This is a genomic window from Rhizobium rosettiformans (genome assembly GCF_016806065.1).
Taxonomy (GTDB): Bacteria; Pseudomonadota; Alphaproteobacteria; order Rhizobiales; family Rhizobiaceae; genus Allorhizobium.
The window spans coordinates 1654328-1679072 of sequence record NZ_CP032405.1 but is presented as its reverse complement, the minus strand read 5'-3'; the positions used below and the strand labels follow the sequence as shown (position 1 = coordinate 1679072).

Sequence of the window (24745 nt, the reverse complement as noted above, 5' to 3'; positions counted from 1 at the left end):
TTATTGAATGCGAATTCCGCGCTATAATTGCGCAACTTCGGAGTTGCGCCATGTCGATCGAAGCCCGCAAAGCCCATGACCTGACTGTCAGTGAAGCCCTTGTTGCCGAGGCTGAAACCCTTGGCCTCGACATCACGGGTGCGGCTGAACAGGGCATCGCGCTTGCCATCAAGGCCGAGAAAGAACGGCGCTGGAAAATCGAGAACGCCGAGGCGATCCAGGCTTCTAACGATTACGTCGCCAAGCATGGCCTTCCACTCGCGAAGTATCGGATGTTCTGACCATGGCCCGCTTCCACGTTCACCGGATCGGGAACGATGGAAGCCTGGCCGTCGATGTGCAATCCAAGCTGCTGGATGCCCTGACGACGCGCGTAGTCGTGCCGCTTACACCAGTGGGTGACGTTACGACCCTTGTTCCTCGCCTCAATCCGCGCCTTGCCATCGATGGCGAAACCTTTGCGATGCTCACCCAGTTCATGACGACGGTCCCCATCTCTGCTGTCGGCCCCTCGATCGCCGATCTCTCCGCCCGCGCCGATGAGATCACTGCCGCCACGGATTTCCTCTTCCAGGGCTTCTGAGGCCTTCTTGCCCGCTCGCCCCAGTCACGCTAGCATTCGAATGCAATCATAAGCCGATGGGCAAGAGAGGGGAGACGGGCATGCACAAGTTCAAGATCCTGAAGACCGAAAAGGGCGAGTTCCGCGTCCAGTTCGTCTACAATGCCGAAATCATGGTCTGGTCGGAGAATTATGCGTCAAAGGCCAGTGCGAAGAACTGCGTCGAGTCGCTGAAGAAAAATGCGCCCGCCGCCCCCGTCGTCGACCTCACCAAGGAGGAAACCGGCAGCGGCTATCGCTTCGAGATCGATGAAGCCAAGAACGGCGAGACCTTTGTCCGCTTCCGCGCCGGCAATGGCGAGATCATGGTGCGCTCGGAAACCTACAAGTCGAAATCCAGCGCCAAGAACTGCATCGAGTCGCTTCAGAAGCGGGTGGCGGAGGCTGCGGTCGAAGAGGTGGAGTGAGCGCTGATTATGCCTCTCCCCTTGTGGGAGCGGTTACAAAATCGAGGACTTAGCCCGATCCGGGCTAAACCTCAGATTTTGTTGGTGAGGGGATCAGTCTGCGGGCACGACGAACGGAGCCCCTCTCTTGCGATTTCAGATGTTTAGGCGGCTTGCGCTCGCCTAATTCATCGAAATCGCTTTCTCCCCCACCAAGGGGGAGATATCCACCCTCACATCCCCTCGCCCGGTTTCCAGGCCCTCGGGGCCGCCCCGCGCTCGACCAGATAAAACCCGTCAGCCGCCACCGTCTGCCAATCCCCAACCTCGCCATCCGGCCAAAGCACGCGGATCTCGGTTTCTGCCTGTTCGCCCAGACCAAAGTGATGCCAGCCGGTCTTGCCGCTGACATGGCCGCCGCCGATGGTGAGCTCGCGGCGCTGCACAACATCGCCGGTTTTCACCTCGATCCAGGCGCCGCCCGCGTCGCGGTTCGGACCGTCCTGGCGCAGCGCCAGTTGCAGGAAGCGGCCAGCGCCTTCCGTCGTGTTGCGCCAGATCTCCACCGGAGACCCCTGGTTGACGACGAGGAGGTCGACCAATCCGTCGAGATTGAAGTCGGCGAGTGCGCCGCCCCGGCCCTTGGCCATCGAGGCGATGCCGGCCTTGTCGCCCATTTCGATGAATTTGCCGTCCTCGCCCTGGACGAGCAGGTTGTTGGGGTCCTTCTCGGCAAAGTCCGGCATCTCCGCGACATTGCCCTTGGCAACGAAAAGGTCAGCGCGGCCGTCATTGTTGACATCCTCGAATTCCGTGTGCCAGGCGGTCGAAGGGCGGATCTCGCCACCGGTATAGGGCCGGTGGGCCGTGGCACCCTTGGCGAAGGCGACATCGACATAAGAGGGCTTCGGCTTGCCGTCCGCGGGAATTTCGCCAAGCTTTTGCAGCTTGTTGTCGGCCATGCTGGTCAGGAAATATTCCGGATAGCCGTCGAAATCGAGGTCATGGGAAGCGATGCCCATGCCCCAGATGCGCAGGTATTTCCACCCCTCTTCCTGGGTGTAGAGCGCCGGTGCCTTGCCCGGCTCAACATGCCACATCTGCTCCTGGCCGCCCTTGTAATATTCGCGGTCGTTGGAGACGCGCAGCGAGGGCGTGCCGGAGCGGTTCCAGTCGGTGAAAAGGATCGACAATGGGCAATAGGAGGGATTGAGCGAGAGCGGCGGGGCGAAGCGATGCTCAGTAGCGGACAACGGGCGATGCAGCCAGTTGTCGGTGCAGGAACCCCAGGGCTCGAAGTCTTCGAAGCGGTCGATATAGTTGCCGATAGCGAGCGTCGGCCAGGAGTTGCCGCGCTCCCAGGTGGCGGAAAAGGCCGTCGACCAGGCGTCGCCGCCGTCAAATCCCCAGGCCTCGTTGGCGCGCTCGAAACGGCATTCGCCAAGGCCGCGCATCACGACGTTCTCACCGGAGCGCAGCAGTACGACGTCCTGCAGCCCGTCGCCATCGACATCCAGCGGATAGGCGCCGATCACCTTGTCGAGTTCGAGGCCGGACACCTGTTCGTCGAACTTGAGGGGGCCGCCAGCCTCGCTTCGGTTGAGGTAGAATTTCGCCTTGTCCTCGCCGCCAGCCAGCACGAGATCGGGGAAGCCATCGGCATTGCAGTCGAAGCTGCCGGCGCCGCCGCCGACCATGAATTCCCAGTCGCCGCGATAGGTGCTGGTGATGCCGCTGGAGGCGGTTTCGTCGGTGAAGCGGGGAACGACGGGGCCGCCATTGGCAAGCGCTGTGCCGGCTTGCAGCGCGGCGAACAGGGCGGCCGCAAGGGCGGTTCGGCGATGGTAAGAGGGGATGGCTTCGGCCGTCATCCGCGCGTCCTCAGGGCGACCGCCTTTTCGCCGATGCAGCGCCCCTGATCGAGCCCGCGATCGATCGCGGCGCGGAAATGAATGCCGCCATAGAGGCGCGAGACGCCGGCTTCTTCTGCCGCGCCCCAGAAGCTCTTGAAGCTCCGGTTCGGCAGCTTGTCCTTTTCATGGGTGTTGTCGGTGAAGGCGAAGTTCTCGCCAAAGAAGGCCGTCAGCACGGTGGCTGCCGCACCCGACTGGGTGGAATGGCCGGAGGGATATTCCGGGAAGGGCGGCGTGATCAGGATCGGTTCCCATTTGGGATCGATGACCCGCTTGATGTAGGTGACCGGGCGGAGCAGGTCGTATTCGAATTTCGAATGCCAGCAGCCGATGAAGGCGTCGGCGAGCGAAATCCCGAGCCGGGCAAGCAAATCGGCGTGCTCCGCAGCACTTGCATCCTGCTCGTCGAGGACCTTCAGCGCAATCACTATCCAGTGGCCGGGCGGGGTGGGCGAGAGCATCGGGTCATCCGACCAGAAGCGGGCGATGGCGCGCTGCTCATCGGTCACGGTGTTTACCGCCTCATAGACCTCCATCGCCTCGTTGTAAAAGTCGGAATCCTTGTCCTCGCTGTAGACGGGCGGCGCCGGCAGCGGGCAGGCATTACCGGTCTGCAGGGCGAAGGGACGGTTCTCGCCCCACTGGGGAAGAAGGGGCATTTGCTGCTGATTGATCAGACTGGTCGGCACCCAGCTGTCCTTCTTGCTCCCGAGCGCGAATTCCAGGGGAAAGCCCATGTTCTCGACCTTGGCGCCGCCGTCGTCCAGCGACCAGGTAAGGATATGCGCCGTTATGCTCTCGCCATAGGCCTGGCTGCGGGCGACGAGATCGGGGGCAAGTCCGGCGGACACTTCGGACGAGAGCTTTTCGGTCATGCGCTTCAGGGCGCGCTGACCGGTCGGACCGGTATTGCCGAAGAATTCGCGTGCGGCTGATGACAGGGCTGCCTGCATGACGACCGCCTCATCATAGGCGATACCGACCTCGCGCTGAGGTACTGGAGTGAGGCCGTTCAACTGACCGGCAAGCGAGGTCATGGTCGTGTCGCCGGCCGCCAGCGCCTCATAGGCGGTGACCCCGAGATAGGCGAAGGCGCGGCTTGCCACGGGGGGCGAATAGGTCGGCGTATGACGGACGAGTTCGAGGATCAGGCGATACCAGTCGCGCATGACCATGTCGGCGCCCACAGGGGATGCCTGGGCCGGCTGGAAGGCCAACCCGATGATGATGAAGCAGAGCGCAACCAAGCGCTTGACCACTGCCTTCATGTCCCCCTCCCACAGGTTTCTGAAGCGAACTCAATCGATTGAAGTTCGATTAAGCACGGGGGCGGATGGCTCGCAAGAGGGAGGCGAATGACGCGGGATCAAATCCAGCCGATGGCGCGGCCGGCAAGGCTCAAGGCAAAGACCGCGAGGCAGCTTGCGGCGACCCGCCCGAACAGTAGGGGGCTCGTGGTGGCCAGCCGCCGCAGCATGGCGGCGCCGGCGCTCAGCCAGCAGGTGGCGACGATGACGACGAGCAGGGAGAACACGGCGAGATAGGGGAGCGGCCGGAACAGTGCTTCCAGCGAACCCGTGCTGGCTGCGGGAATGAGGGCGAGCCCGATGATCAAGGCCTTGGGGTTGAGCACCGTGGTGGCGTAGACGGCAGCCGCCGTCGTTCCACCCTGCGCATTGGCCGAGGGCGGACGCATCCAGAGCCGGGCGGCGAGCAGCAAGACCCAGAGGGTCGAGGCGAGCTTGATGCCAAGGGCTGCAGCCGGCTGATCAATGAGCAGTGGCGCGGCCAAGAAGACAAGCGGAACGATGGCCGTGAGATAGCCGGCGCATTCGGCACCGATCAGCGGCAGCGAGGCCTTGATGCCGCGCGTGGCGCCTGAAACGGCAAGTAGGGTATTCGTCGGCCCCGGCGTCAGCAGAAGGAGCAGGACGGCAAAGGCAAAGGTGGACAGGGACAAAGCAGAACTCCGATCAGTGAGGTCGGAGATAGCAGGTCGGATGCCGCGGCGGCTTGATGTCGGTCAAACCCGGCGAAGGGATCCGGGTGACGCGGGAGATGCGCTCAAGACGGGCGGATCTGCCGGACCCAGGCACGAGCCAGCTCCAGCCCGGCTTCATCGGAAAGCTGCCCGTCGGTCGGTTCGATCTCAGGATGGCGGTTGAGCCAGCCGGGCTCCTTGCGCTCGATGACCTCGGGGAAATGCGTCATCCAGTTGCGCACGACCTCGCGATTGGCCTCGAAATGGAACTGGAAGCCATAGGCGGCGCGGCCGATGCGGAAGGCCTGATGGCGGGCCGCTTCGTTTTCCGCGAGATGAAGAGAGCCTTGCGGTAGGGTGAAGGTGTCGTCGTGCCACTGGAAGGAGAGGAAACGGTCGGGCATGGTAGAGAGCACCGGATCCTCTTTGCCGGCCTCGGTGCGGCCGATGCTGCGCCAACCGAATTCCGGGGCGGCGCCGATCAGGTTATCACCGCCATAGGCGCGGGCGAGCAACTGGCTGCCAAGACAGATGCCGAGCACGGCTTTGTCGCTGTCGCCGAAGCGGCGCATCAGGCTTGCGAGCGCCGGCAGATAAGGATGCTTTTCGTCGTCGCGGGCATTTTGCTCGCCGCCGAAGACAACGAGGGCGTCATGCGCGCCAAACTCCGGGAGAGGTTCACCCGCATAGGCGCGGATCGTGATGATCTCTGCTCCGGCTTCGGCCAGGGCGATACCGACCTGACCGGCTTCGGTGACTTTGGTATTCTCGACGATGGCAACGCGCATGGGGAATCGGATCTCGTGGGCTGTTGCTTCAGAGAAAGCATGCGCCTGCGATCACGGCAAGACGGGAGGGCGGCGCTTGAAGCCCCCTCCCCCAGGCTTCAGAAGGTTCTCTTCAGGCGCGCATCAACCGACTGGCTGTTGCCGCCGCGAATCACGAAGAAGAAGGTCATCGCTGACCAAAGCAGCGATTTTTCAGCCCCGGAGAAACCCTGATCCAGCTGGATCCAGTGGAAATAGACCGTGACCAGCAGGACGATCGTGGCTGCAAAGGCCGCCGGGCGGGTGAGGAGACCGATTGCGAGCAGGATGCCGCCGAAGAATTCGGTGATCGCTAGGAGCGGCGACCAGAAGACGCCAGGATAGAAGCCGAGGCCTTCGACCATCTGGACGGCGCCGAAGGGATCGACGATCTTGCCGGCGCCATGGATGACCAGGAAGCCACCGGCCACCAGACGCAGAAGGGTTTCGCCCCCTTCGTGGCCGGAACGATAGACGGGGGCAAGGGCGGGAACGAAAAGACGGTTCGGTTCAATGGACATGAACAAACTCCAAAATGACAATAACCTGCGCCTCATGGCCGAAGCTTCGGCGCGTGGCAATTGGACGCACGAAGAAAAGTTGATTAGACGGGTTAACTTATCCGTGAAGTGAGGATGTATTGATGGAAAAACCCCGGATTTCGATCACCTATTGCACCCAATGCAACTGGCTTCTGCGCTCCGGCTGGATGGCGCAGGAACTGCTGCATACCTTTGCCGACGATCTGGGCGAAGTGGCACTGATCCCTGGCACGGGCGGGATCTTCGAGATCAAGCTGAACGACGACCTGATCTGGGAACGCAAGCGTGATGGCGGTTTTCCAGGCCCGAAGGAGCTGAAGCAGAAGGTGCGGGATGCCATCGATCCCGAGCGTGATCTCGGCCATGTCGATCGTGGGAGCCGCAACGAAGGGCTCGACAGCTGAGACCTGCAAAGGCGGCCGCAAGACCGCCTTCAACAATCGCTCGTCTCAATAGAAGGGCGATTGGCAGACCTTGTAGTAGCCGCTCGACGAGAGAAACTGGTTGGTACGGGGATTGTAGGACCGGTAGCGGTTCAGGCACCAGTCGACATGCCGCTCCCAGCCGCGGCCCGGCGGGCGGTAACCCGGATCGGCATAAACCGGCGGACGCGGTCTCGGACGGTAGCCGGGTTCGACATAGACAGGCGGACGTGGGCGCGGGCGATAGACCGGCGGTTCGTCATAGACGGATGGCGGATAGTATTCCGGTGGCAGAGGGCGTGGACGGCGCGGCGGCGGGCGGTCCCAGGTCTCGTAGCAACCGGAGAAGTCGCAGACGAGATCGATCTTTTCCACATCGGAGCTCTGTTGCGAAACCGGTGGCGTCGGTTTCGTCATCGCAGCCTCCGCCACGGAGGTGAAAAGCTGGGCACCGGCAAGCGCCACGGCCACAAAAGCGGATCGAATCTTCATATGGTCATCCCGTCGTTCATCCCGGCGGCGGGCGAACCGCCTTGCCGACCGAAAGATAGAGCGTTTCGATCACGGCTTTTTCACGACAGCGTTATCCGTGGCAGACTGTACAAAATGCCTGTGTCCCAACGCATCTGCGAATCCGCTTCCGGCTTTTCCCGCCAATCCGGCAGACGCCTTCATCGCCCCGACATGAAAACTTCAAAAAGCCGGTTGACAGGTCGGAGCAGTCCCTTTACACGGCTCCTCGTCGCCCAGATGGCGGAATTGGTAGACGCGCCAGCTTCAGGTGCTGGTACTCGAAAGGGTGTGGAGGTTCGAGTCCTCTTCTGGGCACCAAATTCCGATTTGAGATCAGCAGTTTATGCGATCCTCAAACACTTTGAAAAGCCCGGCTTGCCGGGCTTTTTTCTTGTCTGAAATTTCAGTTTCCGGTGCTGTCGCACTGTCGTTTCCAGCACGATTTTTCACGCATTCCCGAGCACCCCAAGACCGCCACAAGGACAGACCATGGACGAGACCGTCGCCATCGAAAGCCGCAGCGAATTTGCCCTCTGGGCCATCGAACGCGCCAAGGAAATCGTGGCCCAGGAGGGCACGGCGCTGGCGCTTGCGGCGCGCGACATGGACGAAGAAGGGTTGCGCGAGGCCGGCCACAAGCTCGGTGGCGCGATCAGCGAAGCGCTGATCGAAGTATTCGACGGTTTGCTCGGCCAGGACGATCAGGCTTGAGAAAAAGGGCGCCCAACGGACGCCCTTTCTCGATTTGACTTCATTCGACCGGCATCAGCGCAGAATGCGGGGATTGGCGAGACCGCTCGTCGGCGTCGAACCGCCACCCGACAGGGGCTCGATCTTCCAGTTGGCCGAATTCATGATGATGGTATTCACCACCAGCGTGATGTTGTTGGTCTGGTTCGTCGTCGAATTGTAGGTCACGTCACGATTGGGCAGATGGATGATCCCCTTGAGGATCTCGCCCTTGCTGCCATTAAAGACATATTGCTGCGGGTTGCGGTTGTTGCTGGCGTCGCTGGTCTTCTCGAACATCAGGATGTCCTTGTAGGGTCCGGATGTCGGCGCTGTCGCCGTGAAGGTCAGACCGCCATTGGCGCGGATCTCGCTGTTGACGTCGGGGAAATAGAACGTAACCCCTTCCGCCTTCACCGTTGCGCCGGAATTTATGATCATCCGGCCGGAAATGATGTGCAGACCCGGTTTGAACGTGACGGTCGGCGAGCCGTTGAACGTGGTTCCGCAGTGCTTGCCCGGCTGCAGCGTGATGGACTGACCGTCCATCGTGCCCGAGGTGGTGCAGTTTGCAGGGACCTTAGGCTCCGGCATCTTGCCGGCGAAGGGATCCGCTTCCGCCGCGCATTTCGTCTGAAGATTGCTGAGCGTTCCACCGTTCTTGATGTAGTTCGTGCCCTTGACGCAGAATTTCGCCGTATCGATCGTTGCCCCGGCATTCATGATGAAGGCGGGATTGCTGGTCGAATGGACGTGGACCTCGCATTTCGTCGATTTGACATTGGCACCGGAGTTGATGAGCACGGCCTGGCTCTTGTTGCCGAGAGCATAGATGCAGCCATTGCCGCCAGCCGCCTCTTCCGCCCCGGCAGCGACGGTGGTGTTGACGCCAAGCGTGAAGCTGCTCAGGCCGACAATACCGAGAAACCTGTTGTCGACATCCTGCTCGTAGCCGCCGGTCAGCGAACCGTCGGCATTGACCGTCAGCGTGAAGCCGGCGCTTTCATTCAATTCGTCCTGCTCGGCGTTGAGACCGAGAAAGTTACGGGCTTCGAGCTCCTGGGCGCTTTTCCCACTCTTGCGGGCAGCGGCGAGCATGGCGGCGTCGAGCTGAGCCTGCATCTCGATACGCGTGTTGTAGGCCGAAGCGACATCCAGGGCACCACCTGCGGACACGAGGACGATCGGTGCGAGCAGTGCGGAAATGAGACCGAAGTTGCCCGACCGATCCTGCCAACAGTGTCTGATCTTCTCCAGAAGCATGATGTGTCCTCATTGTTTGAAACGACAATGGATCCGAACCACGCGGGATGGACGGATGCCCTCTATTCAGGACAACCTAAGAACGAAATACTACTTTCGCGTTTTAATCTTACGTAAAATCTTGCAAAACCCGATCAACGTCAGTTGATCGCGTAACTTGCTGCCTCGAACGACTGAAGCGACACCGCCGAGATCAGTCGATAATCCTCGGGTTGACGCCGGGATACCACATGCGGCCGGACCGCGGCGGCTCGGTGCCTTCATAGACAATGCCGTTCTTTTCGCAGCGGTAGACCGTGTAGGGCAGACTGTCGCGCAGATCACGGCGACCGAAGTGATGGCGGTTAGGGACAACCGTCCGCGTTTCACAACTGACGTTTTCACCGAACTGGTTCACCGGATCTTGCGGCTTGACACCCGGCAGGTCCTTGAAGCTTTCCTGGCCGGCCCTGCCCCAGGCGATGCCTTCGGAGGCTGAGGCGGGGGCGACCGCTGCGAAGACGGCCAGCGATGCCAGCACCAGAGCCGTGCTGATCTTGGTGGAAGTCTTGTTCTCTTGGCAGACCGGCAGCATGGGCAATCTTCTCGTCAGCTCTAATGGTGCCGATATAAGCGCTCGCCACGGCTGCACCAAGACCGGGATCATCACGTTTCGGCGACGGGGCGGCGGTAGCCGGTTGGGGTGCCGTAGAGCCAGCCGATCCGCTCGATGGCGGCTTCGAGCGTTTCACGCGCCACGGACATGGTGTTGCCGTTGGCGTGGATCATGGTTGTTTCGTTTTCCATGATCGCGACATGGCCCTTCCAGAAGACGAGGTCGCCGCGCCTGAGCTCGGCACGCTCCACGGGCACGCCGAGGCCCGATGCCTGCATGTCGCTATCGCGCGGGGCTTCCTGCCCGGCCATGCGCATGGCCAGCTGCACAAGGCCCGAGCAATCAATACCGAAGCCGGATTTGCCACCCCAGAGATAGGGGGTCTCAAGGAATAGTCCGGCGACAGTGACGTAATCCGGCACGGGCGGGTCCGAGATCGGGCTCAGGTGGCGGGCGACGAGAGCACCTCCATCTGATAGCAGCAGGTAGCGGGTTCCACGGGTTTCCGCCTCGCCCACGATTGTTAGCCGGCTTCCCATCGACAAGGCCATGCGCGTGGGGAAGCGCAGGTCGGGGCCCGAATAGACGAAGGTGCGCGGCACGGTGACGACATGGGTGGTCGCAGCGACCGGGCCGAGCGCTTCTTCTGGCAGGTAGCCGACGTAACCATCGTCCACCGCCTGCACCCAGGCCCAGCCCCTGTTGCGTTCGAAGACGTGGACCTCTTCACCCATCAGGAGTTCGTTATCGATGCCGACATTCAGGTCCGGTTTTGGGCGAAGCGCCACCACCGGCTGGGTGATCATCGCCGGTTCCGGGGTGATGAAACGTTCGGCCTCGACTTGCCCCTTCAGGGCGATATCGGCGAGATCGGGCCGGAAGGCGTTGAGGCGCCGGTCGAGCATATTCAAGTCTCCGTCAGCCGAGCGCGCGGCCCCGGGCGATGATGTTATCGCCGAATTTTTCGAGAAAAAGCGCACCGCCGACGGTGCGCTTGACGATGACGCTGCGGCGGTCGAGCTCGTCCCTGATACGGTCAACGAGGCCCAGCTCCCCGAGCGTATCGAGGGCGCGGGTGATGACGGGCTTGGTGACATTGAGGGTTGCGGCAAGGCCGCGCACTGTATGGGGCGGCGGCACAAGATAGATCTCGAGCAGGACGGCGAGCTGACGCATGGTGAGGTCGTGGCCGTCTTTCTGGACCTGATCCAGGGTCACCCTGTGCCACAGGCAAAGCGCCTGGGTTGCCGTCATTTCGAGGCCCATGGCCCCTCCCCCTCGTTCTGATCCGGGCCAGCAGCCCCTCGCGAGTATCATTCCGGCAAAGGAACGATCTGGCAAGGGGCTGGTGGATTTAGGCTCAGTCGGCGCCGGACTGCAGGTAGCGGTAAAGGGCGCGGATCGCCTGGGCCTCACCGCCGACCGGCGAATGGGCGCGCTCCGTCGGAGACCAGCCGAAAATGTCGAAATGCGCCCAGCGGCGGCCAGGCGAGACGAAGCGCTTGAGGAAGAGGGCGGCCGTGATGGCACCCGCCATGCCGCCCGAGGGGGCATTCGTCACGTCGGCGATCTGGGCCTTCAGCATGCGCTCGTACCCCTTGTAGAGCGGCATGCGCCAGAGCGGATCGTCGACCGCGAGGCTCGCATCGGCGATGCCATGGGCAAGGTCTTCGTCATCGGTGAAGAAGGGCGGCAGATCCGGGCCAAGCGCGACACGGGCGGCCCCCGTCAAGGTGGCCATGTCGATCAGCAGATCCGGCTCCTCGGCGTCGGCATAGGCCAGCGCATCGGCAAGGATCAGGCGTCCTTCGGCATCGGTGTTGTCGATCTGGACGGTCAGACCCTTGCGGCTCTTGTAGACGTCGCCGGGGCGGAAGGCATTGCCGGCAATGGCGTTCTCGACGGCTGGGATGACGACATGCAGGTCGACCTTGAGCTTGGCATCCATGATCATCAGCGCGAGGCCCAGCACATTGGCGGCGCCACCCATGTCCTTCTTCATCAGAAGCATCGAGGAGGCCGGCTTGATGTCGAGGCCGCCGGTATCGAAGCTCACGCCCTTGCCGACGATGGTGACCTTGCGATGGCCCTTCTTTCCCCAGCGCATCTCGATCAAACGGGGGGCGACCGTGGAGGCGCGGCCGACGGCGTGGACGAGCGGGAAGTTCTTCTCAAGGAGTTCGTCGCCGGTGATGACAGAGACCTCGGCCTTGTAGTGTTCGGCAAGGCGACGGACCGCGGCTTCGATATCGGCCGGGCTCATGTCGTTGGCCGGGGTGTTGATCAGATCACGGGCGAGATAGACGCCCGCCAACTGGCGCTTGATGTCGGCGGCATCGGCATCCTGCGGGATCAAAAGGCGCGGTTCGGTGACCCGTTCAGAGCGATAGCGGTCGAAGCTGTAGGCTCCGAGACCGTAGCCGAGCAACAGGCGGTTGGCCGTGAGCGGGGCGGTTTCGATGTGCCATTCGCCGGCCGGCAGCGCACGCGCGAGCTTGCCGGTCAGATAGGGATTTTCAGAAGGGTTGGCGCCGAGCCCGAACAGCGCGCCGCCGACATGGCCGTCGGCGGTGGGGATCAGCAGCACCGAGCCGGCCTCGGCCTTGAAGCCCGCCTTCTTGGCCCAGTCGAGGGCGAGCGGTTCCAGCGTGCCGGTCTCGACATGGGCCGGGGTGACGGCGAAGACCGGGAGCGTCTTGCCGCCCTTGGTGCTGAAGGGGGACGGTCTTTCGATATACTGGAACGGGGCCATGGGGAGACGCTTTCTGGAGATTCGGCTGAAGAATCGGTGGGGGCTCGATTAACACTCCGTTAGGGTTAACAGATTATTGCTTGAGTGGAGGTTGCGCCGCCCGGACGAGGCGCGGCGGCGGGGACTAGTTAACTCGGGACGATCACCATGCGCATGCGAATTCCAGGCTCGGCAAACCATCTGCGGATCGTGGCCATGACAGGTCTGGTGATGGCGGCGATGACGCTCACCGGCTGCGGCTCTGCGAAGAAGGAGCTGACAACCGGTTCGATCCCCAAGGCAAGCCAGCAACTCGATTCGCTCAGCGGTCCGCAACTCAGCCGCGCCGTTGAAGGCATCGGCCAGGCCTATGACCGCAACCCGCGGGATCGGAATACCGGGCTTTCCTATGCCAATGGATTGATGATGACAGGCCGCAACACGCAGGCGCTTGCCGTCATGCAGCAGGTGGCGATTGCCCATCCGAACGATCGCGAGGTGCTCTCCTCGCTCGGCAAGGCGCAGGCTGCGGCGGGGCAGCTGGAAAAGGCACTCGGCACCATTCAGCGGGCGCAGACACCCGACCGCCCTGACTGGCGGCTCTACTCGGCAGAAGGGGCCGTGCTCGACCAGCTCGGCCGTTCCAGCGAGGCGCGCTCGCGTTACCGCATGGCGCTGCAGATGCAGCCGAACGATCCAAGCGTATTGTCGAACATGGGCATGTCCTTCGTGCTTTCCGGCGACCTGAAGACGGCCGAGGACTATCTGCGACAGGCGTCGCAGCAGCCCCGTGCCGACAGCCGGGTTCGCCAGAACCTCGCGCTGGTGGTCGGCCTGCAGGGCCGGTTCCAGGAGGCAGAACAGCTGGCGGCCCAGGAACTCGATCCGCAGCAGGCGGCGGCCAATCTGCAATATCTGCGCGGCATGCTCGCCCAGCAGAATTCCTGGAAGCAGCTTTCCAGCCAGGACATGCCGAAAAAGAAGAGCTGAGGCTTCAGTCTGGAAAGACCAGACTTGAACGGCCGCTGGTCAGATCGCGCACCAGGCGGATCGCCTGATCCTCATCGCCCTGCCTCAGCGTGACCGTGAGATCCACACCCTCTGCCGTGAAACTTTCGACGAAGGTGAGGTGCGGTATCGCGGCGAGCCGTGACTTCACGAGGGCGAGGTCCGAGAAGTTCACCGATGATTCGCCTGTTACCATCGGGATGATCTCGCGCTTCTCGGCGGCCCGCAGCATCTGGGCTGCCGTTCCGCCATAGGCACGCATCAGCCCGCCACTGCCGAGCAGGATGCCGCCGAAGAAGCGGGTCACGACCACGAGGATACCATCGAGATCCTGGCCATCGATGGCCTGGAGGATGGGCTTGCCGGCCGTGCCCGAAGGCTCGCCGTCATCGGAAAAGCGGTAGGCCTGACCGATGCGCCAGGCCCAGCAATTGTGGTTGGCGGCGGGATCGGAGACCGCGGCGAGGAAGGCTTTCGCCTCCTCCTCGCTGGCAATGGGCGCTCCCTGGCCGATGAAGCGGCTTTTCTTGATGTCCTGAACGAATTCAACCGGCGCGACGAGAGTGAAGGGCATGGCCTCGAACCTCAGCCGTCCGCTTCATGCGCGGCTAGCCATTCGGCAAGTGCCGCGATCACGGAGAGACGCAAGGCTGCTTTCATGGCGAGCGCGCGGGTGAGCGAGGCGTCGCGGCTGGAGAAGCCGAGTTCGGCCATGACACCGGAGGGCGAGAGTTTTCGAGCGCGCATGACCGCTTCGACCCGCTCGATTGTCGACGGCAGCAGATACCGGCCATTGGCGATGAGGGCCGCGGCATCTTCGGGAATCGGTTCAGCACCGGACGGATCGGGGGCGGCCGATGCGCGGGCCCGCATCTCTGCGGCGACCAGATCCAGAAAGGCTTGGCGATCCTCAGGACCTGCTGACGTCCATGCCTTCAGGAGCTTCTTCAGGGGGCTGGGCTTCTCTTTCTTCGACATGACCGGCTTTCTGTTCGTCCCCGTCCATAGCCCGAGCGGAGACACGGTGCGAGAAAAAAACTTGGGGCCACGCATCTTCCGGCAAGGGGCGAAATTCGGCTTTGGCAACAGCGGCATCGGGGGCAAAACAGCCCGATTCAGACCACGATGCATTAGAAATTCCTGCCGGACGGAAAGCGGTCGTTAACCTTTATTTTCTACTCAGATAGCTCAGTTTTCGCGTTCTTGTATCCCGCCAGCGTTCAGGTTTCCGATGCACCCTCCCCGTTCAAATTCCGCGTATCAGCTCAATCAGTTAGGGGACAACAAGGGTGAAGGTGCCGATCAGTCGGCCGCCGACCAGATCGAGGGGCGCGAGGAAACGCCCGTCTGGCAGAAGGCCTTCGTCCTGGGCCCCAATGTGCGTTTCACCCGTACGCCCGACCGCGTGCCGGGCAAGGCCGAGCCAACGCCTGCACCCGCCGCTCAGCCGAGCGCGCCGCCTGCACGCACGGTCGCACCGCAGCCGGCGATGCCGCAGGCGCCGACACGACAGGCCTATCAGCCGACACGCCAGCCCGTGGCCCCCGCCCCGGCAAAGCCCGCCTCGTCCGCGGCGAGCAGCGTCCCCTATGCCGGATTGCCGCGCACCGGCGCGCCCGTCCCGGCACCGAAGCCCGAAGTACCACGCATGCCGGCTTCCGTGACCTTGCCGCAGCCGCCGGATGCCGTGGGCGCGCGCGCGCTCACCTACAAGCTTCGCCGGGAACTCGCCCGCCAGCAGGCCGAACAGGCCGCTTGGGAAGCATCAATAGCGGACGGCGCTTCGCCACACGAGATCGGCCCGGCTCCCCAACCTTTGCAGCCAGCACCCCTGGTTCAGGGCATGCGCAGCGTGCTGGCCAGCACGCAGGCTGCGACCGTCGGGACAAATGTTCGACCGACGACCGAAGCCCATGTGCCGCCGCATCTGCAGCGGTCACTCGCCCAGCAAGCCGAAGCCGCACGGCTTGCCGCCCAGCGGGCAGCCCCCGCGGCGCGCGCGCCCATGGTGCGCAATGCGTTTCTGCGGACACCGCCGGCGACAGCGACACCTGAGCCAGTTTCGGCACCGGTTGCTGCCTCAGCACCGGTACAGCCGGTTCTCTCGGCTCCGGCCGGAACGCCGCCTGTATCGTCGGGCTTTATCGCATGGGCGCAGATGACCAATCCGTCGCCGACGCAGCCCGAGGCCGTGACTGCCGTAGCACCCGTGGCGGCCGTGCCCGAAGCGCAGACTGAACGTCTGCCAATCGCAGCGCTGCTGTCGGACCACATCTTCTTCGAGGCGATGATCGCGCCGGTGGACGCTCCATTGGAGATCGAAATGGCGCGTCCGGCGATCGCGCAACCTGTCTCACAGGCCAGCAATCAGGCAGCGCCGCAGAAGGCGCAACAGATTGCGCCACAGCCGGTTGCGACCGCTGCAATGCCGGTAGCTCAGGCCGTTTCACCCGTTCGCCCCGAAGTCGTGCGCTATAGCCCGGAAGGAGTGTCTGCGCAAGTGCCGCCGCTCGCCATCGCAATGCGCAAGCCGGTGTTCGAGGCAACCCCGGGCTCGGTCGTCGCGCTCTATCGGGAAGTCGCATATCGGGAGGTGTCAGCTCAGTCCTACGCATTGCAGCAGGCACAGGCAGCGGCAAGCGAGACCGCTGCCCCGCTTGAGGCCGTTGCTCCGGCGCCGCTTCAGGCGAACCATTCGTCGATTGCTCCAATGTCCGCCGCCCTGCCACGCCAGCCCCTATTCAAGGCGCAAGAGGCTCTCGGCGAAGGCGAATACGAGCTGCCGTATATCGACTTCCTGCAGATGCCGCCCGTTCAGACCGGCGTCACGATGACGGCCGAAGCACTGGAGCAGAGCGCCGGGCTTCTGGAAAGCGTACTTGAGGACTTCGGCATCAAGGGCGAGGTGATCGACGTGCGCCCCGGCCCTGTCGTCACGCTCTACGAATTCGAGCCGGCGCCGGGGGTGAAGTCCTCGCGCGTCATCGGTCTCTCCGACGATATCGCCCGCTCGATGTCGGCACTCTCGGCGCGTGTCGCCGTGGTGCCCGGCCGCAACGTGATCGGCATCGAGCTGCCGAACCCGGTGCGTGAGACGGTCTATCTGCGCGAACTGATCGAGACGCCTGACTATGCCGAGACGCGCTACAAGCTGCCGGTCTGCCTCGGCAAGACCATCGGCGGCGAGCCCGTGATCGCGGAACTCGCAAAGATGCCGCATCTGCTCGTTGCCGGTACCACCGGTTCGGGCAAATCGGTTGCGATCAACACGATGATCCTGTCGCTACTCTATCGGTTCCGGCCGGACGAGTGCCGCTTGATCATGGTCGATCCGAAGATGCTCGAGCTTTCCGTCTATGACGGCATCCCGCATCTCTTGACCCCCGTCGTCACCGACCCGAAGAAGGCCGTGATGGCGCTGAAATGGGCGGTGCGCGAGATGGAGGATCGCTATCGCAAGATGAGCCGCCTCGGCGTGCGCAATATCGACGGCTACAATGCCCGTGCCGCCCAGGCCCGCGAAAAGGGCGAGACGATCACCGTTTCCGTGCAGACCGGCTTTGACCGGCAGAGCGGCGAGATCGTCTATGAGGAGCAGGAGCTCGACCTCTCGCCAATGCCTTACATCGTCGTCGTGGTCGACGAGATGGCCGACCTGATGATGGTCGCCGGCAAGGAGATCGAAGGTGCGATCCAGCGGCTGGCGCAGATGGCGCGTGCCGCCGGCATCCATCTGATCATGGCGACCCAGCGTCCCTCCGTCGACGTCATCACCGGCACGATCAAGGCGAACTTCCCGACCCGTGTCTCCTTCCAGGTGACCTCGAAGATCGACAGCCGCACCATTCTGGGTGAACCGGGCGCCGAACACCTGCTCGGCCAGGGCGACATGCTGCACATGGTCGGCGGTGGCCGCATTGCCCGCGTGCACGGTCCCTTCGTGTCCGACGAGGAAGTCGAGAAGGTCGTCGCGCATCTGAAGATGCAGGGCCGTCCGGATTATCTGGGCACCGTCACCGAGGATGCCGATGAGGTCGAGGAAGAGCCGGAAGAAGATACCGCCGTCTTCGACAAGGGCGCCATGGCCGAAGAGGACGGCAACGATCTCTACGACAAGGCGGTCAAGGTTGTGCTGCGCGACAAGAAGTGCTCGACCTCCTACATCCAGCGCCGGCTATCCATCGGCTACAACAAGGCGGCTTCGCTGGTAGAGCGGATGGAGCAGGAAGGTATCGTGGGGGCTGCCAACCATGTCGGCAAGCGGGCGATCATTGTCGGTGGACGAGAGGTGAATAGCGAGGGCGACTTCGAAGGCTGACACGATTGGATCTGGTCGGGGTCGATGGAGGCCCCGACCGCGTCAATCAGCGAAGGCGCTGTCGCCCGATGCTTTCCAGCGATCAGATCTGCACGGGGCGGATAGTATCGATGCCGATCTTGCCCTCGATGAGGCCGCGGGTGAGACCCTGCCTGTCCCGTGCGATCTCGATGACCGTGTAGAGTTTCTCCGAGCGGAAGGCACTTGCCATTCCGGTCGTGACGTCCTCGGCAGGCTTGGCGTCGATTTCCATATAGTCCAGTTCCTGCGAGGCTGCGACGAGGCGAGCATCGCCCGTTGACCGGGCGGCCACGGTTACCACACCATGGCTGGGGGCATTGTCCCAACGCGGATCGTCCGGCGCGGCGATGGGTTCCAGCCGGTAGATGTTGAGCAGTTCGCCATGCTTCGACATTCCATGTTCTGCGGCAGCGGCGTCCGACCGGCGCGCGGCCACCTCCACGGGCTGCGCAAGATGAGGATCAATGTCCTCTTGCTGAAGGTTGTTCGGCACTTCGTGGTCGTTGTTGTCGGACATGGTCTTCTCCCTGTGAAACACTCGGGTGTCCAACCGATCTCGGCCGGATACGGTTCCGCCCTGCTTCTCGCGCCTTGTGAGGGAACATGGCGGCCTGCGGACCATTTTCCTTGAGAGCAAGGAGCCCGACATGCCGCCAGTGACACCTGCATCCCCAACCCTCACCGCCTCCCACAGCCGCGATGAACGGGGACGGGACGCGTGCAGTCCCGGTGACATTCCAGTGCGGGGCCTGTGGGATGTTTCCATCAGGGTCCTGTCGCGCCTGACATCCGACCGGGTGATGCTGGCAGCGGCCGGCGTATCCTTCTATGTGATGCTGTCGCTTTTTCCCGGTCTTGCGGCGCTGGTGTCGCTCTATGGGCTGATTGCCGATCCGACCACGATCGCCGGTCGACTCGATTTCCTCTCCGAACTGCTGCCCGCCGATGGAGTCACGATGATCCTCGGGCAGTTGCAGGCGCTGGCCGAGGAAAACGACAGCACCTTGAGCACCGGTTTTCTCGTCGGTCTCGGCGTTTCGCTGTTCAGCGCCCGCAACGGCATGGTTGCTCTCTTCGAGGCGATGAATATTGCCTATCAGGAGCCGGAGAAGCGCGGTTTCGTCCACACCACGCTGCTTGCCATCGCCTTTACGCTCGGGGCCATGGCCATTCTTGCCATCATCGTCACGGCGCTGGCGATCCTGCCGCTGATCATCGCGGTAGTCCTCATGTCCGACCGGGCCGAGATGATGGTCGGACTAATCCGCTGGCCGATCCTGATCGGTGTTATCTGGTTCGGGACCGTGATGATCTATCGCTACGGGCCGAGCCGCGAAAACGCGCAACTCCGATGGCTGACCTGGGGCACGCTGCTGAGCACGCTTATCTGGATGATCATGTCGCTCGGCTTCACCTTCTATCTGGAGAATTTCGCCGACTTCAACGCGACCTATGGCGCGCTCGGCACCTTTATCGGCTTCATGTTCTGGGCCTGGCTGTCGGTGGTGATCCTGATTGTCGGGGCTATGCTGAATGCCGAGCTCGAGCATCAGACGGCCGAGGATACGACGACGGGGCCGGCTCAGCCGATGGGTCAGCGGGGTGCGCATGTGGCCGACACGCTCGGCGAATCGCATTAACGGCGAAGGGGTGCTCTTGAAAGAGGGGCGGCATCGGAATGCCGCCCCTCTTTCATAGGCTGTGTTTCACCTCTGTGGTCAGGCGTTGCGGCGCTCGCGGGCGCGGCTGCCGGGAAACAAAAGCTGGATGAAGCTCTCGGCCGTTGGCTGGGGCTCGTGATTGGCAAGCCCGGGCCGCTCATTGGCTTCAATGAAGACATAGTCCGGCTTGGCGGGATCGTGGACCATGAAATCGATACCGACGACCGGGATCTTGATGGCCTTGGCAATCCGGCAGGCGGCATCGACGAGATCGGGATGTGCCTGGGCCGTGACGTCGTGGATCGTGCCGCCGGTGTGGAGGTTGGCGGCCTTGCGCACGGTGATCTCACGGCCCTCTTCCAGCACGCTGTCGAGATCGAGGTCCTGTTCAGCAAGGCAACGTTTCGTCTCGGCATCAACCGGAATGCGGCTTTCGCCGCCGGTTGCAGCAGCGCGGCGGCGGGACTGCTGCTCGATCAGCTTGCGGATGGGCGAGCGGCCATCGCCGACAACGCGGGGCGGGCGACGGACGGCGGCGGCGACGAGCTTGTAGTCGATGACCACAAGGCGTAGGTCCTCCCCTTCGAAACAGGCTTCCAGGAGAACCCGGTCGCAGACCTGGCGGGCCTGGCGAATGGCAGCCTGCAGGGCGTCCATCGAGGAGATGCCGACCGAAATGCCCCTGCCCTGTTCTCCCCGGGCGGGCTTCACAACCAGCTTGCCGTGCTTTTCGAGGAAGGCCTGTTTTTCCGCATCCGGGGCATCGGCGGAAAGCTGTTCGGGGACGCTGAGACCGGCTGCCTCGGCGAAGCGGCGGGTGACGGCCTTGTCGTCGCAGATCGACATGGCGACCGAAGAGGTGAGATCCGAGAGGCTTTCGCGGCAATGAATGCTGCGGCCGCCGTGGCTCAACCGGAAAAAGCCGCCTTCGGGGTCGGTCACCTCGACATGAATGCCGCGGCGGAGTGCCTCGTCGACGATCAGGCGGGCATAGGGGTTGAGCGCCTCGTAGCCCTCGATCGGCTGGGCGAAGAATTTCTCGTTGATGGCATTCTTGCGCTTGACGGCGAAGAGCGGCACACGGCGGAAGCCGAGCTTGTCATAGAGACCGATCGCCTTGTCGTTGTCGTGCAGGACGGAGAGATCGAGATAAGCGAGGCCCCGCGCCTGGAAATGTTCGGCGAGGATGCGCACAAGGCCCTCGCCGATGCCCGGCTGGCGGGCTTGCGGATGGACAGCGAGGCACCAAAGCGAGGCGCCGCGCTCCGAGTCGTCGAACAGCCGGTGATGGTCGATTCCAGTGACGGTTCCGACAATCTCGCCGGTCAGATCGTCCTGCGCGACGAAATAAGTGACGGGGCGGTTGTCTCGTTCGCCGGCGAAGAAGTCCTCGCGCACCTGGACCATGCCGCAGCTGGCATAGACCGCATTGATGCCCGCCGCATCGCTTTCGGACGAGAAGCGCCTGAAGGTGACGCCCTTCGGGCGACGACCGCCGGCGCGATAGGTGGAAAGATCGAGCCTAAAGGTATGGGACGGATCGAGGAAGATCTCCTGTGGCGCCTGGGCGAGCAGGACATGGGGATCTCCGACGTGAAAGGCGATGTCGCGCGTATCTGGGGCTTCCTCGCGCAGCGCTTCGAGGAGGTCGGGATAGGCGTCGAAGGTCGGCGTGAAAAGAAGCCGACCCCAGCCGCAATCGAGGGCGACGTTGCGGTTGCGCGCATCCGCTTCGCAGGCGCGACTGGTCGCTCCCTGACTGCCGCCGCCGGGGGTGCGGAGCCGGGTCAACCGGTGTGACAGGGCATTGCCGCGACGGGCCTTGCGCGGCTGGGTGGCGGGCTTCTTCTCTGCCTTGCTCACGTCAGTTCTCCTGGGCCTGCAACCACATTTCGAGAAGGCCGATCTGCCAGAGCTCGGAGCCCTGAAGCGGCGTGATATGCGAGGCAGGATCGGCCACCAGACGATCGATGTAGTCCTGGCGGAAGAGGCCGCGCTCGCGTGCAGCCTGGGACGACAGGGCGTCGCGCAGCATGTCGAGATAGGGGCCGGCGATGTATTTCAGCTGCGGGACCGGGAAGTAGCCCTTCTTGCGGTCGATGACCTCTGACGGGATGATCTTGCGGGCGACATCCTTGAGGATGCCCTTGCCACCGTCCCGCAGCTTCTCCTCAGGGGGAATGCGGGCGGCGAGTTCGACCAGTTCGTGATCCAGGAAGGGCACGCGGGCTTCCAGGCCCCAGGCCATGGTCATGTTGTCGACGCGCTTGACCGGGTCGTCGACGAGCATGACATTGCTGTCGAGGCGGAGTGCCTGGTCGACCGGGCTATCGGCACCGGAGCGCAGCAGATGTTCGCGCAGCAAGTCGCCGCTGACATCGCTGCTGGCGATCCAGCGATCCTGCAGCTGGGTTGCGAGCGTTTCATGCGATCGATCGCGGAAGGCACGGCCGTAGTCGCCGACGACATCGGTGGAGCCGACCAGTGGCGGATACCAGTGATAGCCGCCGAAGACCTCGTCGGCGCCCTGACCGGACTGGACGACCTTGATGTGTTTCGAGACTTCCTTCGACAGAAGGTAAAAGCCGACATTGTCGTAGGAGACCATGGGCTCGGACATGGCAGCGATGGTGCCGGGAAGCGCCCCCATCAGATCGGCCGAGGGTACGAAGATCTTGTGATGGTCGGTGCCGAAGCGTTTGGCGATCAGGTCGGAATAGACGAATTCGTCGCCCTTTTCGCCATTGGCTTCCTCGAAGCCGACGGAAAAACTCATCAGGCCCGTCTGGCCGGCTTCCGCCAGAAGACCGACGATCAGGCTGGAATCGACACCGCCGGACAGAAGGACGCCGACGGGCACATCGGCAATCATCCGGCGTTTGACGGCAAGACGCAGCGCATCGAGCAATTGCTGCTGCCAGTCCTCGCGGCTCATGCCTGCATCTTCGGACCGACGCGTGTAGGCGGGGTCCCAATAGCGCTTGTCCTCGAAACTGCCATCGGGCTGGTAGACGCGGATGGTTGCGGGAGGCAGCTTGCGCACGCCCTTGTAGATCGTCCGCGGCGGCGGCACGACGGCATGGAAGGTCATGTAGTGATGAAGCGCGGTCACATCGATCGCGGTGTCGACGCCACCCGCCTTGACGAGGGCGGGAAGCGAGGAGGCGAAACGCAGGCCACCCGAGACTTCGGCGAGATAAAGCGGCTTAATGCCGAAACGGTCACGCGCCATGACGACGCGGCCGGTGTCGCGCTCATGGATGACGAAGGCGAACATGCCGTGGAAGCGGGATACGCAGTCCGTGCCCCAGGCATGCCAGGCCTTCAGGATCACTTCGGTGTCGCCATCGGAGAAAAAGCGGTAACCCTTGGCTTCCAGTTCGCTGCGCAGTTCGCGGAAGTTATAGATACAGCCGTTGAAGACGAGCGAAAGGCCGAGATCGGGATCGACCATCGGCTGCTGGGATTTGTCGGAAAGATCGAGGATGCGCAATCGTCGATGGCCGAGCCCGACATTGCCCCTGACCATCACGCCGGCCGAATCCGGCCCTCGTGGGGCCAGAACATCCGCCATGATCGAAACTGCCGCTACCGACGGCGATGCGCCATCGAATCTCACTTCTCCACAAATGCCACACATGAACCGGGCTGAAACCTCCGTTGAAAGACCAAACGAAAAGGTGCCGGCAAACCGTTCTTCGGTTTACCGGACACATGATTTGCAAATGGTCGAGAGGTTCCATTGTTCCATTCTTTTTTCGGAACATGGCAGACGCTTGCTCGGCGCCCCGCTTTTGGGGGCGCCGATATTCAATCAGCTCAAGGCCTTTTTCAGCGGAGTGATGTGGCGAAAGACGAGGAAGTCTAGGAGAAGGACTGCCAGGAGGACGGCGCCGGAGAGTGGGAACAGAAGTGCTGTCGCCAGCATCACAAAGGCGCCGGTCTTCCAGAGTGGTCCAGGCTCGCCAACGGTCGGGGCCATCAGACGGGCCGCGCCCTTCGGCCGGCGCTTCCACCACATGACGAAGCCGCTGACCGAGAGGAAGATGATCGACAGACAAACGATATTGACCAGCACCAGATTCCAGAGGCCCATATCGCCCTCATGGAAGGCGATACCGGCGGCCATGGCCTTGCCGGCTGCGCCGTAGTCGTGGAAGCCGACATCGGCGAGGATGCGGCCGGTATATTGGTCGACATGCACGGTCCGATCGTCAAGCGGATTGGCGCTGTCATTGCTCATCGTGTCGCGCGAGATGGTCCAGACGGCTGTCTCATCGCCAGGGAAAGCCAGCTGGAAGCGCTGATCAAAGCCGATGGTGCGGGCGAGCGAGACGACGGCGTCGAGCGAAACGGGCTCACCTGCCGGTGTGCCGGTGACACCGGCATCCGAGCCGGACGCGGGCATCGGGGTCTGTTCCAGCGTCCACGGCACCTGCTTGACGCCGCCATGGTTCATGCTGGCATGGGTCTTGTCGGACAGCGGAACATTGTCCCATTTCTCCGCCGGGAAGGTGCTCCAGGCTTGGGTGAACTTTTCGCCCCAAATGCCGGCCCAGGTCAGGCCCGACAGCAGAAAGATGACGAGGAAGAGCGAGGCATAGAAGCCGATGGTCAGATGCAGGGACTTCCACAGCTGGCGACCTTTGGCAGAGAGCTGCGGGACGAGCACGGAGCCGAGGCCGCGGCCATCTCGAGGCCACCACAGATAAAGACCGGTGACAACGAGGACGATGCCGAAGCCGGCCGCGATCTCGATCAGGCGGTCGCCGAGTGTGCCGATCAGCAGCGTGCCGTGAATGTTGTCGGCGAGATCGTAGAGGCCGGTGCGCCGGTCCCAATACCCGAGGACTTCGGCACGGTAGGGGTCGACCGCGACCATGTAGGACGCATCGCCTTGGTTGATGCGAAAGAGGGCGGCCTGTTCAGGCGTGCGCGGGGCGATGTACTGGATGATCTGGCCGGGGATTTCGAGGGTCGCGGCTCCCGCCTGGTCCGATACGGAGGAGACCGCGGCCTGCGGCTCGACCGTATAGGTCTTCTCGCCATCGCGACCGAACAGGGTTGCCGTCCACAACATCATCAGGCCGGTGACGGCGAGCATGATTATGAAGGGCGCGACATAAAGGCCGGCATAGAAGTGCCAGCGCCAGGCGGTGATATAGAAGCGGCGCGACAGATCCTTGTCTGTCGCCTGGGCGGGGGTGAGGTCGGAAACGATGGTCATCCTAATA

At 62.9% G+C, this 24745-nt stretch carries 25 protein-coding genes and 1 tRNA gene; 9 read left to right on the top strand and 17 right to left on the bottom strand.

Going from position 1 to position 24745, the window contains the following annotated elements; all coding sequences use genetic code 11:
• Window positions 1-50: 50 nt before the first annotated feature.
• The 3 genes from D4A92_RS07955 (at window position 51) to D4A92_RS25315 (ending at window position 1029) form a co-directional block, all read left to right on the top strand.
• Window positions 51-281 (top strand): type II toxin-antitoxin system CcdA family antitoxin, encoded by a 231-nt coding sequence (locus D4A92_RS07955; protein ID WP_203019156.1) that lies wholly within the window; start codon window positions 51-53, stop codon window positions 279-281.
• A 2-nt stretch (window positions 282-283) separates the two neighbouring features.
• On the top strand, window positions 284-583 hold the full coding sequence (locus tag D4A92_RS07950) for a CcdB family protein (RefSeq protein WP_203019154.1): 300 nt from the start codon (window positions 284-286) through the stop codon (window positions 581-583).
• An 80-nt stretch (window positions 584-663) separates the two neighbouring features.
• Window positions 664-1029 (top strand): YegP family protein, encoded by a 366-nt coding sequence (locus D4A92_RS25315; RefSeq protein ID WP_203019152.1) that lies wholly within the window; start codon window positions 664-666, stop codon window positions 1027-1029.
• Between the two features lie 212 nt (window positions 1030-1241).
• On the opposite strand, the gene D4A92_RS07940 is transcribed toward D4A92_RS25315, so the two are convergent.
• From D4A92_RS07940 to D4A92_RS07920, 5 genes are all read right to left on the bottom strand, one after another.
• Window positions 1242-2879: a CRTAC1 family protein gene (locus tag D4A92_RS07940; RefSeq protein WP_203019151.1), complete on the bottom strand. Its 1638-nt coding sequence runs from the start codon at window positions 2877-2879 to the stop codon at window positions 1242-1244.
• Window positions 2876-4189, bottom strand: a complete 1314-nt coding sequence (locus tag D4A92_RS07935; RefSeq protein WP_203019150.1) for a vanadium-dependent haloperoxidase — start codon at window positions 4187-4189, stop codon at window positions 2876-2878. The genes D4A92_RS07940 and D4A92_RS07935 overlap by 4 nt, the downstream gene beginning before the upstream one ends.
• 98 nt (window positions 4190-4287) lie before the next feature.
• Window positions 4288-4881 carry a LysE family translocator gene (locus D4A92_RS07930; protein ID WP_203019149.1) on the bottom strand — a complete coding sequence of 198 codons (594 nt, stop codon included), beginning with the start codon at window positions 4879-4881 and terminating at the stop codon, window positions 4288-4290.
• 104 nt (window positions 4882-4985) lie between these two features.
• Complete coding sequence (locus D4A92_RS07925; protein WP_203019148.1) at window positions 4986-5690, bottom strand: type 1 glutamine amidotransferase; 705 nt, start codon at window positions 5688-5690, stop codon at window positions 4986-4988.
• A 98-nt stretch (window positions 5691-5788) separates the two neighbouring features.
• Window positions 5789-6229: a DoxX family protein gene (locus D4A92_RS07920; RefSeq protein ID WP_203019147.1), complete on the bottom strand. Its 441-nt coding sequence runs from the start codon at window positions 6227-6229 to the stop codon at window positions 5789-5791.
• Between the two features lie 119 nt (window positions 6230-6348).
• On the opposite strand from D4A92_RS07920, the gene D4A92_RS07915 reads away from it, so the two are divergent.
• A complete protein-coding gene (locus tag D4A92_RS07915) occupies window positions 6349-6654 on the top strand; it encodes a SelT/SelW/SelH family protein (protein WP_203019145.1) in 306 nt (101 codons plus the stop codon).
• A gap of 45 nt (window positions 6655-6699) precedes the next feature.
• Here the strand turns inward: D4A92_RS07915 and D4A92_RS07910 are convergent, their stop codons facing one another.
• Window positions 6700-7164 (bottom strand): BA14K family protein, encoded by a 465-nt coding sequence (locus D4A92_RS07910; RefSeq protein WP_203019143.1) that lies wholly within the window; start codon window positions 7162-7164, stop codon window positions 6700-6702.
• 252 nt (window positions 7165-7416) lie between these two features.
• On the opposite strand from D4A92_RS07910, the gene D4A92_RS07905 reads away from it, so the two are divergent.
• Window positions 7417-7503, top strand: a tRNA-Leu gene (locus D4A92_RS07905).
• Between the two features lie 171 nt (window positions 7504-7674).
• Window positions 7675-7896, top strand: a complete 222-nt coding sequence (locus D4A92_RS07900) for a hypothetical protein (RefSeq protein ID WP_054149481.1) — start codon at window positions 7675-7677, stop codon at window positions 7894-7896.
• A 54-nt stretch (window positions 7897-7950) separates the two neighbouring features.
• Here D4A92_RS07900 and D4A92_RS07895 read toward each other — a convergent pair whose 3' ends face one another.
• The 5 genes from D4A92_RS07895 to D4A92_RS07875 all read right to left on the bottom strand — a co-directional run bounded on the left by D4A92_RS07895 (window position 7951) and on the right by D4A92_RS07875 (window position 12524).
• Window positions 7951-9177 carry a TadE/TadG family type IV pilus assembly protein gene (locus tag D4A92_RS07895; RefSeq protein ID WP_006725115.1) on the bottom strand — a complete coding sequence of 409 codons (1227 nt, stop codon included), beginning with the start codon at window positions 9175-9177 and terminating at the stop codon, window positions 7951-7953.
• A 193-nt stretch (window positions 9178-9370) separates the two neighbouring features.
• Window positions 9371-9751, bottom strand: coding sequence for a hypothetical protein (locus tag D4A92_RS07890; protein ID WP_203019142.1), 381 nt, complete (start codon window positions 9749-9751; stop codon window positions 9371-9373).
• Between the two features lie 71 nt (window positions 9752-9822).
• On the bottom strand, window positions 9823-10677 hold the full coding sequence (locus D4A92_RS07885; RefSeq protein ID WP_203019141.1) for an NlpC/P60 family protein: 855 nt from the start codon (window positions 10675-10677) through the stop codon (window positions 9823-9825).
• 13 nt (window positions 10678-10690) lie between these two features.
• Window positions 10691-11038 carry a MarR family transcriptional regulator gene (locus D4A92_RS07880; RefSeq protein ID WP_203019140.1) on the bottom strand — a complete coding sequence of 116 codons (348 nt, stop codon included), beginning with the start codon at window positions 11036-11038 and terminating at the stop codon, window positions 10691-10693.
• A gap of 94 nt (window positions 11039-11132) precedes the next feature.
• On the bottom strand, window positions 11133-12524 hold the full coding sequence (locus D4A92_RS07875) for a leucyl aminopeptidase family protein (protein ID WP_203019139.1): 1392 nt from the start codon (window positions 12522-12524) through the stop codon (window positions 11133-11135).
• Between the two features lie 195 nt (window positions 12525-12719).
• Between D4A92_RS07875 and D4A92_RS07870 the strand changes: the two genes are divergently transcribed.
• A complete protein-coding gene (locus tag D4A92_RS07870; protein ID WP_246754093.1) occupies window positions 12720-13493 on the top strand; it encodes a tetratricopeptide repeat protein in 774 nt (257 codons plus the stop codon).
• A gap of 4 nt (window positions 13494-13497) precedes the next feature.
• Here the strand turns inward: D4A92_RS07870 and D4A92_RS07865 are convergent, their stop codons facing one another.
• Together D4A92_RS07865 and D4A92_RS07860 are read right to left on the bottom strand one after the other, a co-directional pair.
• Entirely contained in the window at window positions 13498-14085 is a 588-nt protein-coding gene (locus D4A92_RS07865) for an IMPACT family protein (protein ID WP_203019138.1), read from the bottom strand.
• A gap of 11 nt (window positions 14086-14096) precedes the next feature.
• Window positions 14097-14489: a hypothetical protein gene (locus tag D4A92_RS07860; RefSeq protein ID WP_203019137.1), complete on the bottom strand. Its 393-nt coding sequence runs from the start codon at window positions 14487-14489 to the stop codon at window positions 14097-14099.
• Between the two features lie 253 nt (window positions 14490-14742).
• On the opposite strand from D4A92_RS07860, the gene D4A92_RS07855 reads away from it, so the two are divergent.
• Entirely contained in the window at window positions 14743-17829 is a 3087-nt protein-coding gene (locus D4A92_RS07855; protein ID WP_203019135.1) for a DNA translocase FtsK, read from the top strand.
• Window positions 17830-17911: 82 nt separating this feature from the next.
• Here the strand turns inward: D4A92_RS07855 and D4A92_RS07850 are convergent, their stop codons facing one another.
• The gene (locus D4A92_RS07850) at window positions 17912-18367 is read right to left on the bottom strand and encodes a hypothetical protein (protein WP_203019133.1); all 456 of its coding nucleotides are present in this window, start codon (window positions 18365-18367) and stop codon (window positions 17912-17914) included.
• A 130-nt stretch (window positions 18368-18497) separates the two neighbouring features.
• Between D4A92_RS07850 and D4A92_RS07845 the strand changes: the two genes are divergently transcribed.
• The gene (locus tag D4A92_RS07845; protein ID WP_203019132.1) at window positions 18498-19490 is read left to right on the top strand and encodes a YihY/virulence factor BrkB family protein; all 993 of its coding nucleotides are present in this window, start codon (window positions 18498-18500) and stop codon (window positions 19488-19490) included.
• A 78-nt stretch (window positions 19491-19568) separates the two neighbouring features.
• Here the strand turns inward: D4A92_RS07845 and ngg are convergent, their stop codons facing one another.
• The 3 genes from ngg to D4A92_RS07830 form a co-directional block, all read right to left on the bottom strand.
• On the bottom strand, window positions 19569-21374 hold the full coding sequence (gene ngg / locus D4A92_RS07840; protein ID WP_203019131.1) for an N-acetylglutaminylglutamine synthetase: 1806 nt from the start codon (window positions 21372-21374) through the stop codon (window positions 19569-19571).
• Window position 21375: 1 nt separating this feature from the next.
• Entirely contained in the window at window positions 21376-23151 is a 1776-nt protein-coding gene (locus tag D4A92_RS07835; RefSeq protein WP_203019130.1) for an N-acetylglutaminylglutamine amidotransferase, read from the bottom strand.
• A 174-nt stretch (window positions 23152-23325) separates the two neighbouring features.
• Entirely contained in the window at window positions 23326-24738 is a 1413-nt protein-coding gene (locus D4A92_RS07830) for a PepSY-associated TM helix domain-containing protein (RefSeq protein ID WP_203019129.1), read from the bottom strand.
• Window positions 24739-24745 lie beyond the last annotated feature (7 nt).

Excerpts from the sequence above, each read along its gene's own strand:
- D4A92_RS07955 (WP_203019156.1), top strand. The coding sequence starts at position 51 with ATGTCGATCGAAGCCCGCAAAGCCCATGACCTGACTGTCAGTGAAGCC.
- D4A92_RS07950 (WP_203019154.1), top strand. The coding sequence starts at position 284 with ATGGCCCGCTTCCACGTTCACCGGATCGGGAACGATGGAAGCCTGGCC.
- D4A92_RS25315 (WP_203019152.1), top strand. The coding sequence starts at position 664 with ATGCACAAGTTCAAGATCCTGAAGACCGAAAAGGGCGAGTTCCGCGTC.
- D4A92_RS07940 (WP_203019151.1), bottom strand. The coding sequence starts at position 2,879 with ATGACGGCCGAAGCCATCCCCTCTTACCATCGCCGAACCGCCCTTGCG.
- D4A92_RS07935 (WP_203019150.1), bottom strand. The coding sequence starts at position 4,189 with ATGAAGGCAGTGGTCAAGCGCTTGGTTGCGCTCTGCTTCATCATCATC.
- D4A92_RS07925 (WP_203019148.1), bottom strand. The coding sequence starts at position 5,690 with ATGCGCGTTGCCATCGTCGAGAATACCAAAGTCACCGAAGCCGGTCAG.
- D4A92_RS07920 (WP_203019147.1), bottom strand. The coding sequence starts at position 6,229 with ATGTCCATTGAACCGAACCGTCTTTTCGTTCCCGCCCTTGCCCCCGTC.
- D4A92_RS07910 (WP_203019143.1), bottom strand. The coding sequence starts at position 7,164 with ATGAAGATTCGATCCGCTTTTGTGGCCGTGGCGCTTGCCGGTGCCCAG.
- D4A92_RS07900 (WP_054149481.1), top strand. The coding sequence starts at position 7,675 with ATGGACGAGACCGTCGCCATCGAAAGCCGCAGCGAATTTGCCCTCTGG.
- D4A92_RS07895 (WP_006725115.1), bottom strand. The coding sequence starts at position 9,177 with ATGCTTCTGGAGAAGATCAGACACTGTTGGCAGGATCGGTCGGGCAAC.
- D4A92_RS07890 (WP_203019142.1), bottom strand. The coding sequence starts at position 9,751 with ATGCTGCCGGTCTGCCAAGAGAACAAGACTTCCACCAAGATCAGCACG.
- D4A92_RS07885 (WP_203019141.1), bottom strand. The coding sequence starts at position 10,677 with ATGCTCGACCGGCGCCTCAACGCCTTCCGGCCCGATCTCGCCGATATC.
- D4A92_RS07880 (WP_203019140.1), bottom strand. The coding sequence starts at position 11,038 with ATGGGCCTCGAAATGACGGCAACCCAGGCGCTTTGCCTGTGGCACAGG.
- D4A92_RS07875 (WP_203019139.1), bottom strand. The coding sequence starts at position 12,524 with ATGGCCCCGTTCCAGTATATCGAAAGACCGTCCCCCTTCAGCACCAAG.
- D4A92_RS07870 (WP_246754093.1), top strand. The coding sequence starts at position 12,720 with ATGACAGGTCTGGTGATGGCGGCGATGACGCTCACCGGCTGCGGCTCT.
- D4A92_RS07865 (WP_203019138.1), bottom strand. The coding sequence starts at position 14,085 with ATGCCCTTCACTCTCGTCGCGCCGGTTGAATTCGTTCAGGACATCAAG.
- D4A92_RS07860 (WP_203019137.1), bottom strand. The coding sequence starts at position 14,489 with ATGTCGAAGAAAGAGAAGCCCAGCCCCCTGAAGAAGCTCCTGAAGGCA.
- D4A92_RS07855 (WP_203019135.1), top strand. The coding sequence starts at position 14,743 with ATGCACCCTCCCCGTTCAAATTCCGCGTATCAGCTCAATCAGTTAGGG.
- D4A92_RS07850 (WP_203019133.1), bottom strand. The coding sequence starts at position 18,367 with ATGTCCGACAACAACGACCACGAAGTGCCGAACAACCTTCAGCAAGAG.
- D4A92_RS07845 (WP_203019132.1), top strand. The coding sequence starts at position 18,498 with ATGCCGCCAGTGACACCTGCATCCCCAACCCTCACCGCCTCCCACAGC.
- D4A92_RS07835 (WP_203019130.1), bottom strand. The coding sequence starts at position 23,151 with ATGTGTGGCATTTGTGGAGAAGTGAGATTCGATGGCGCATCGCCGTCG.
- D4A92_RS07830 (WP_203019129.1), bottom strand. The coding sequence starts at position 24,738 with ATGACCATCGTTTCCGACCTCACCCCCGCCCAGGCGACAGACAAGGAT.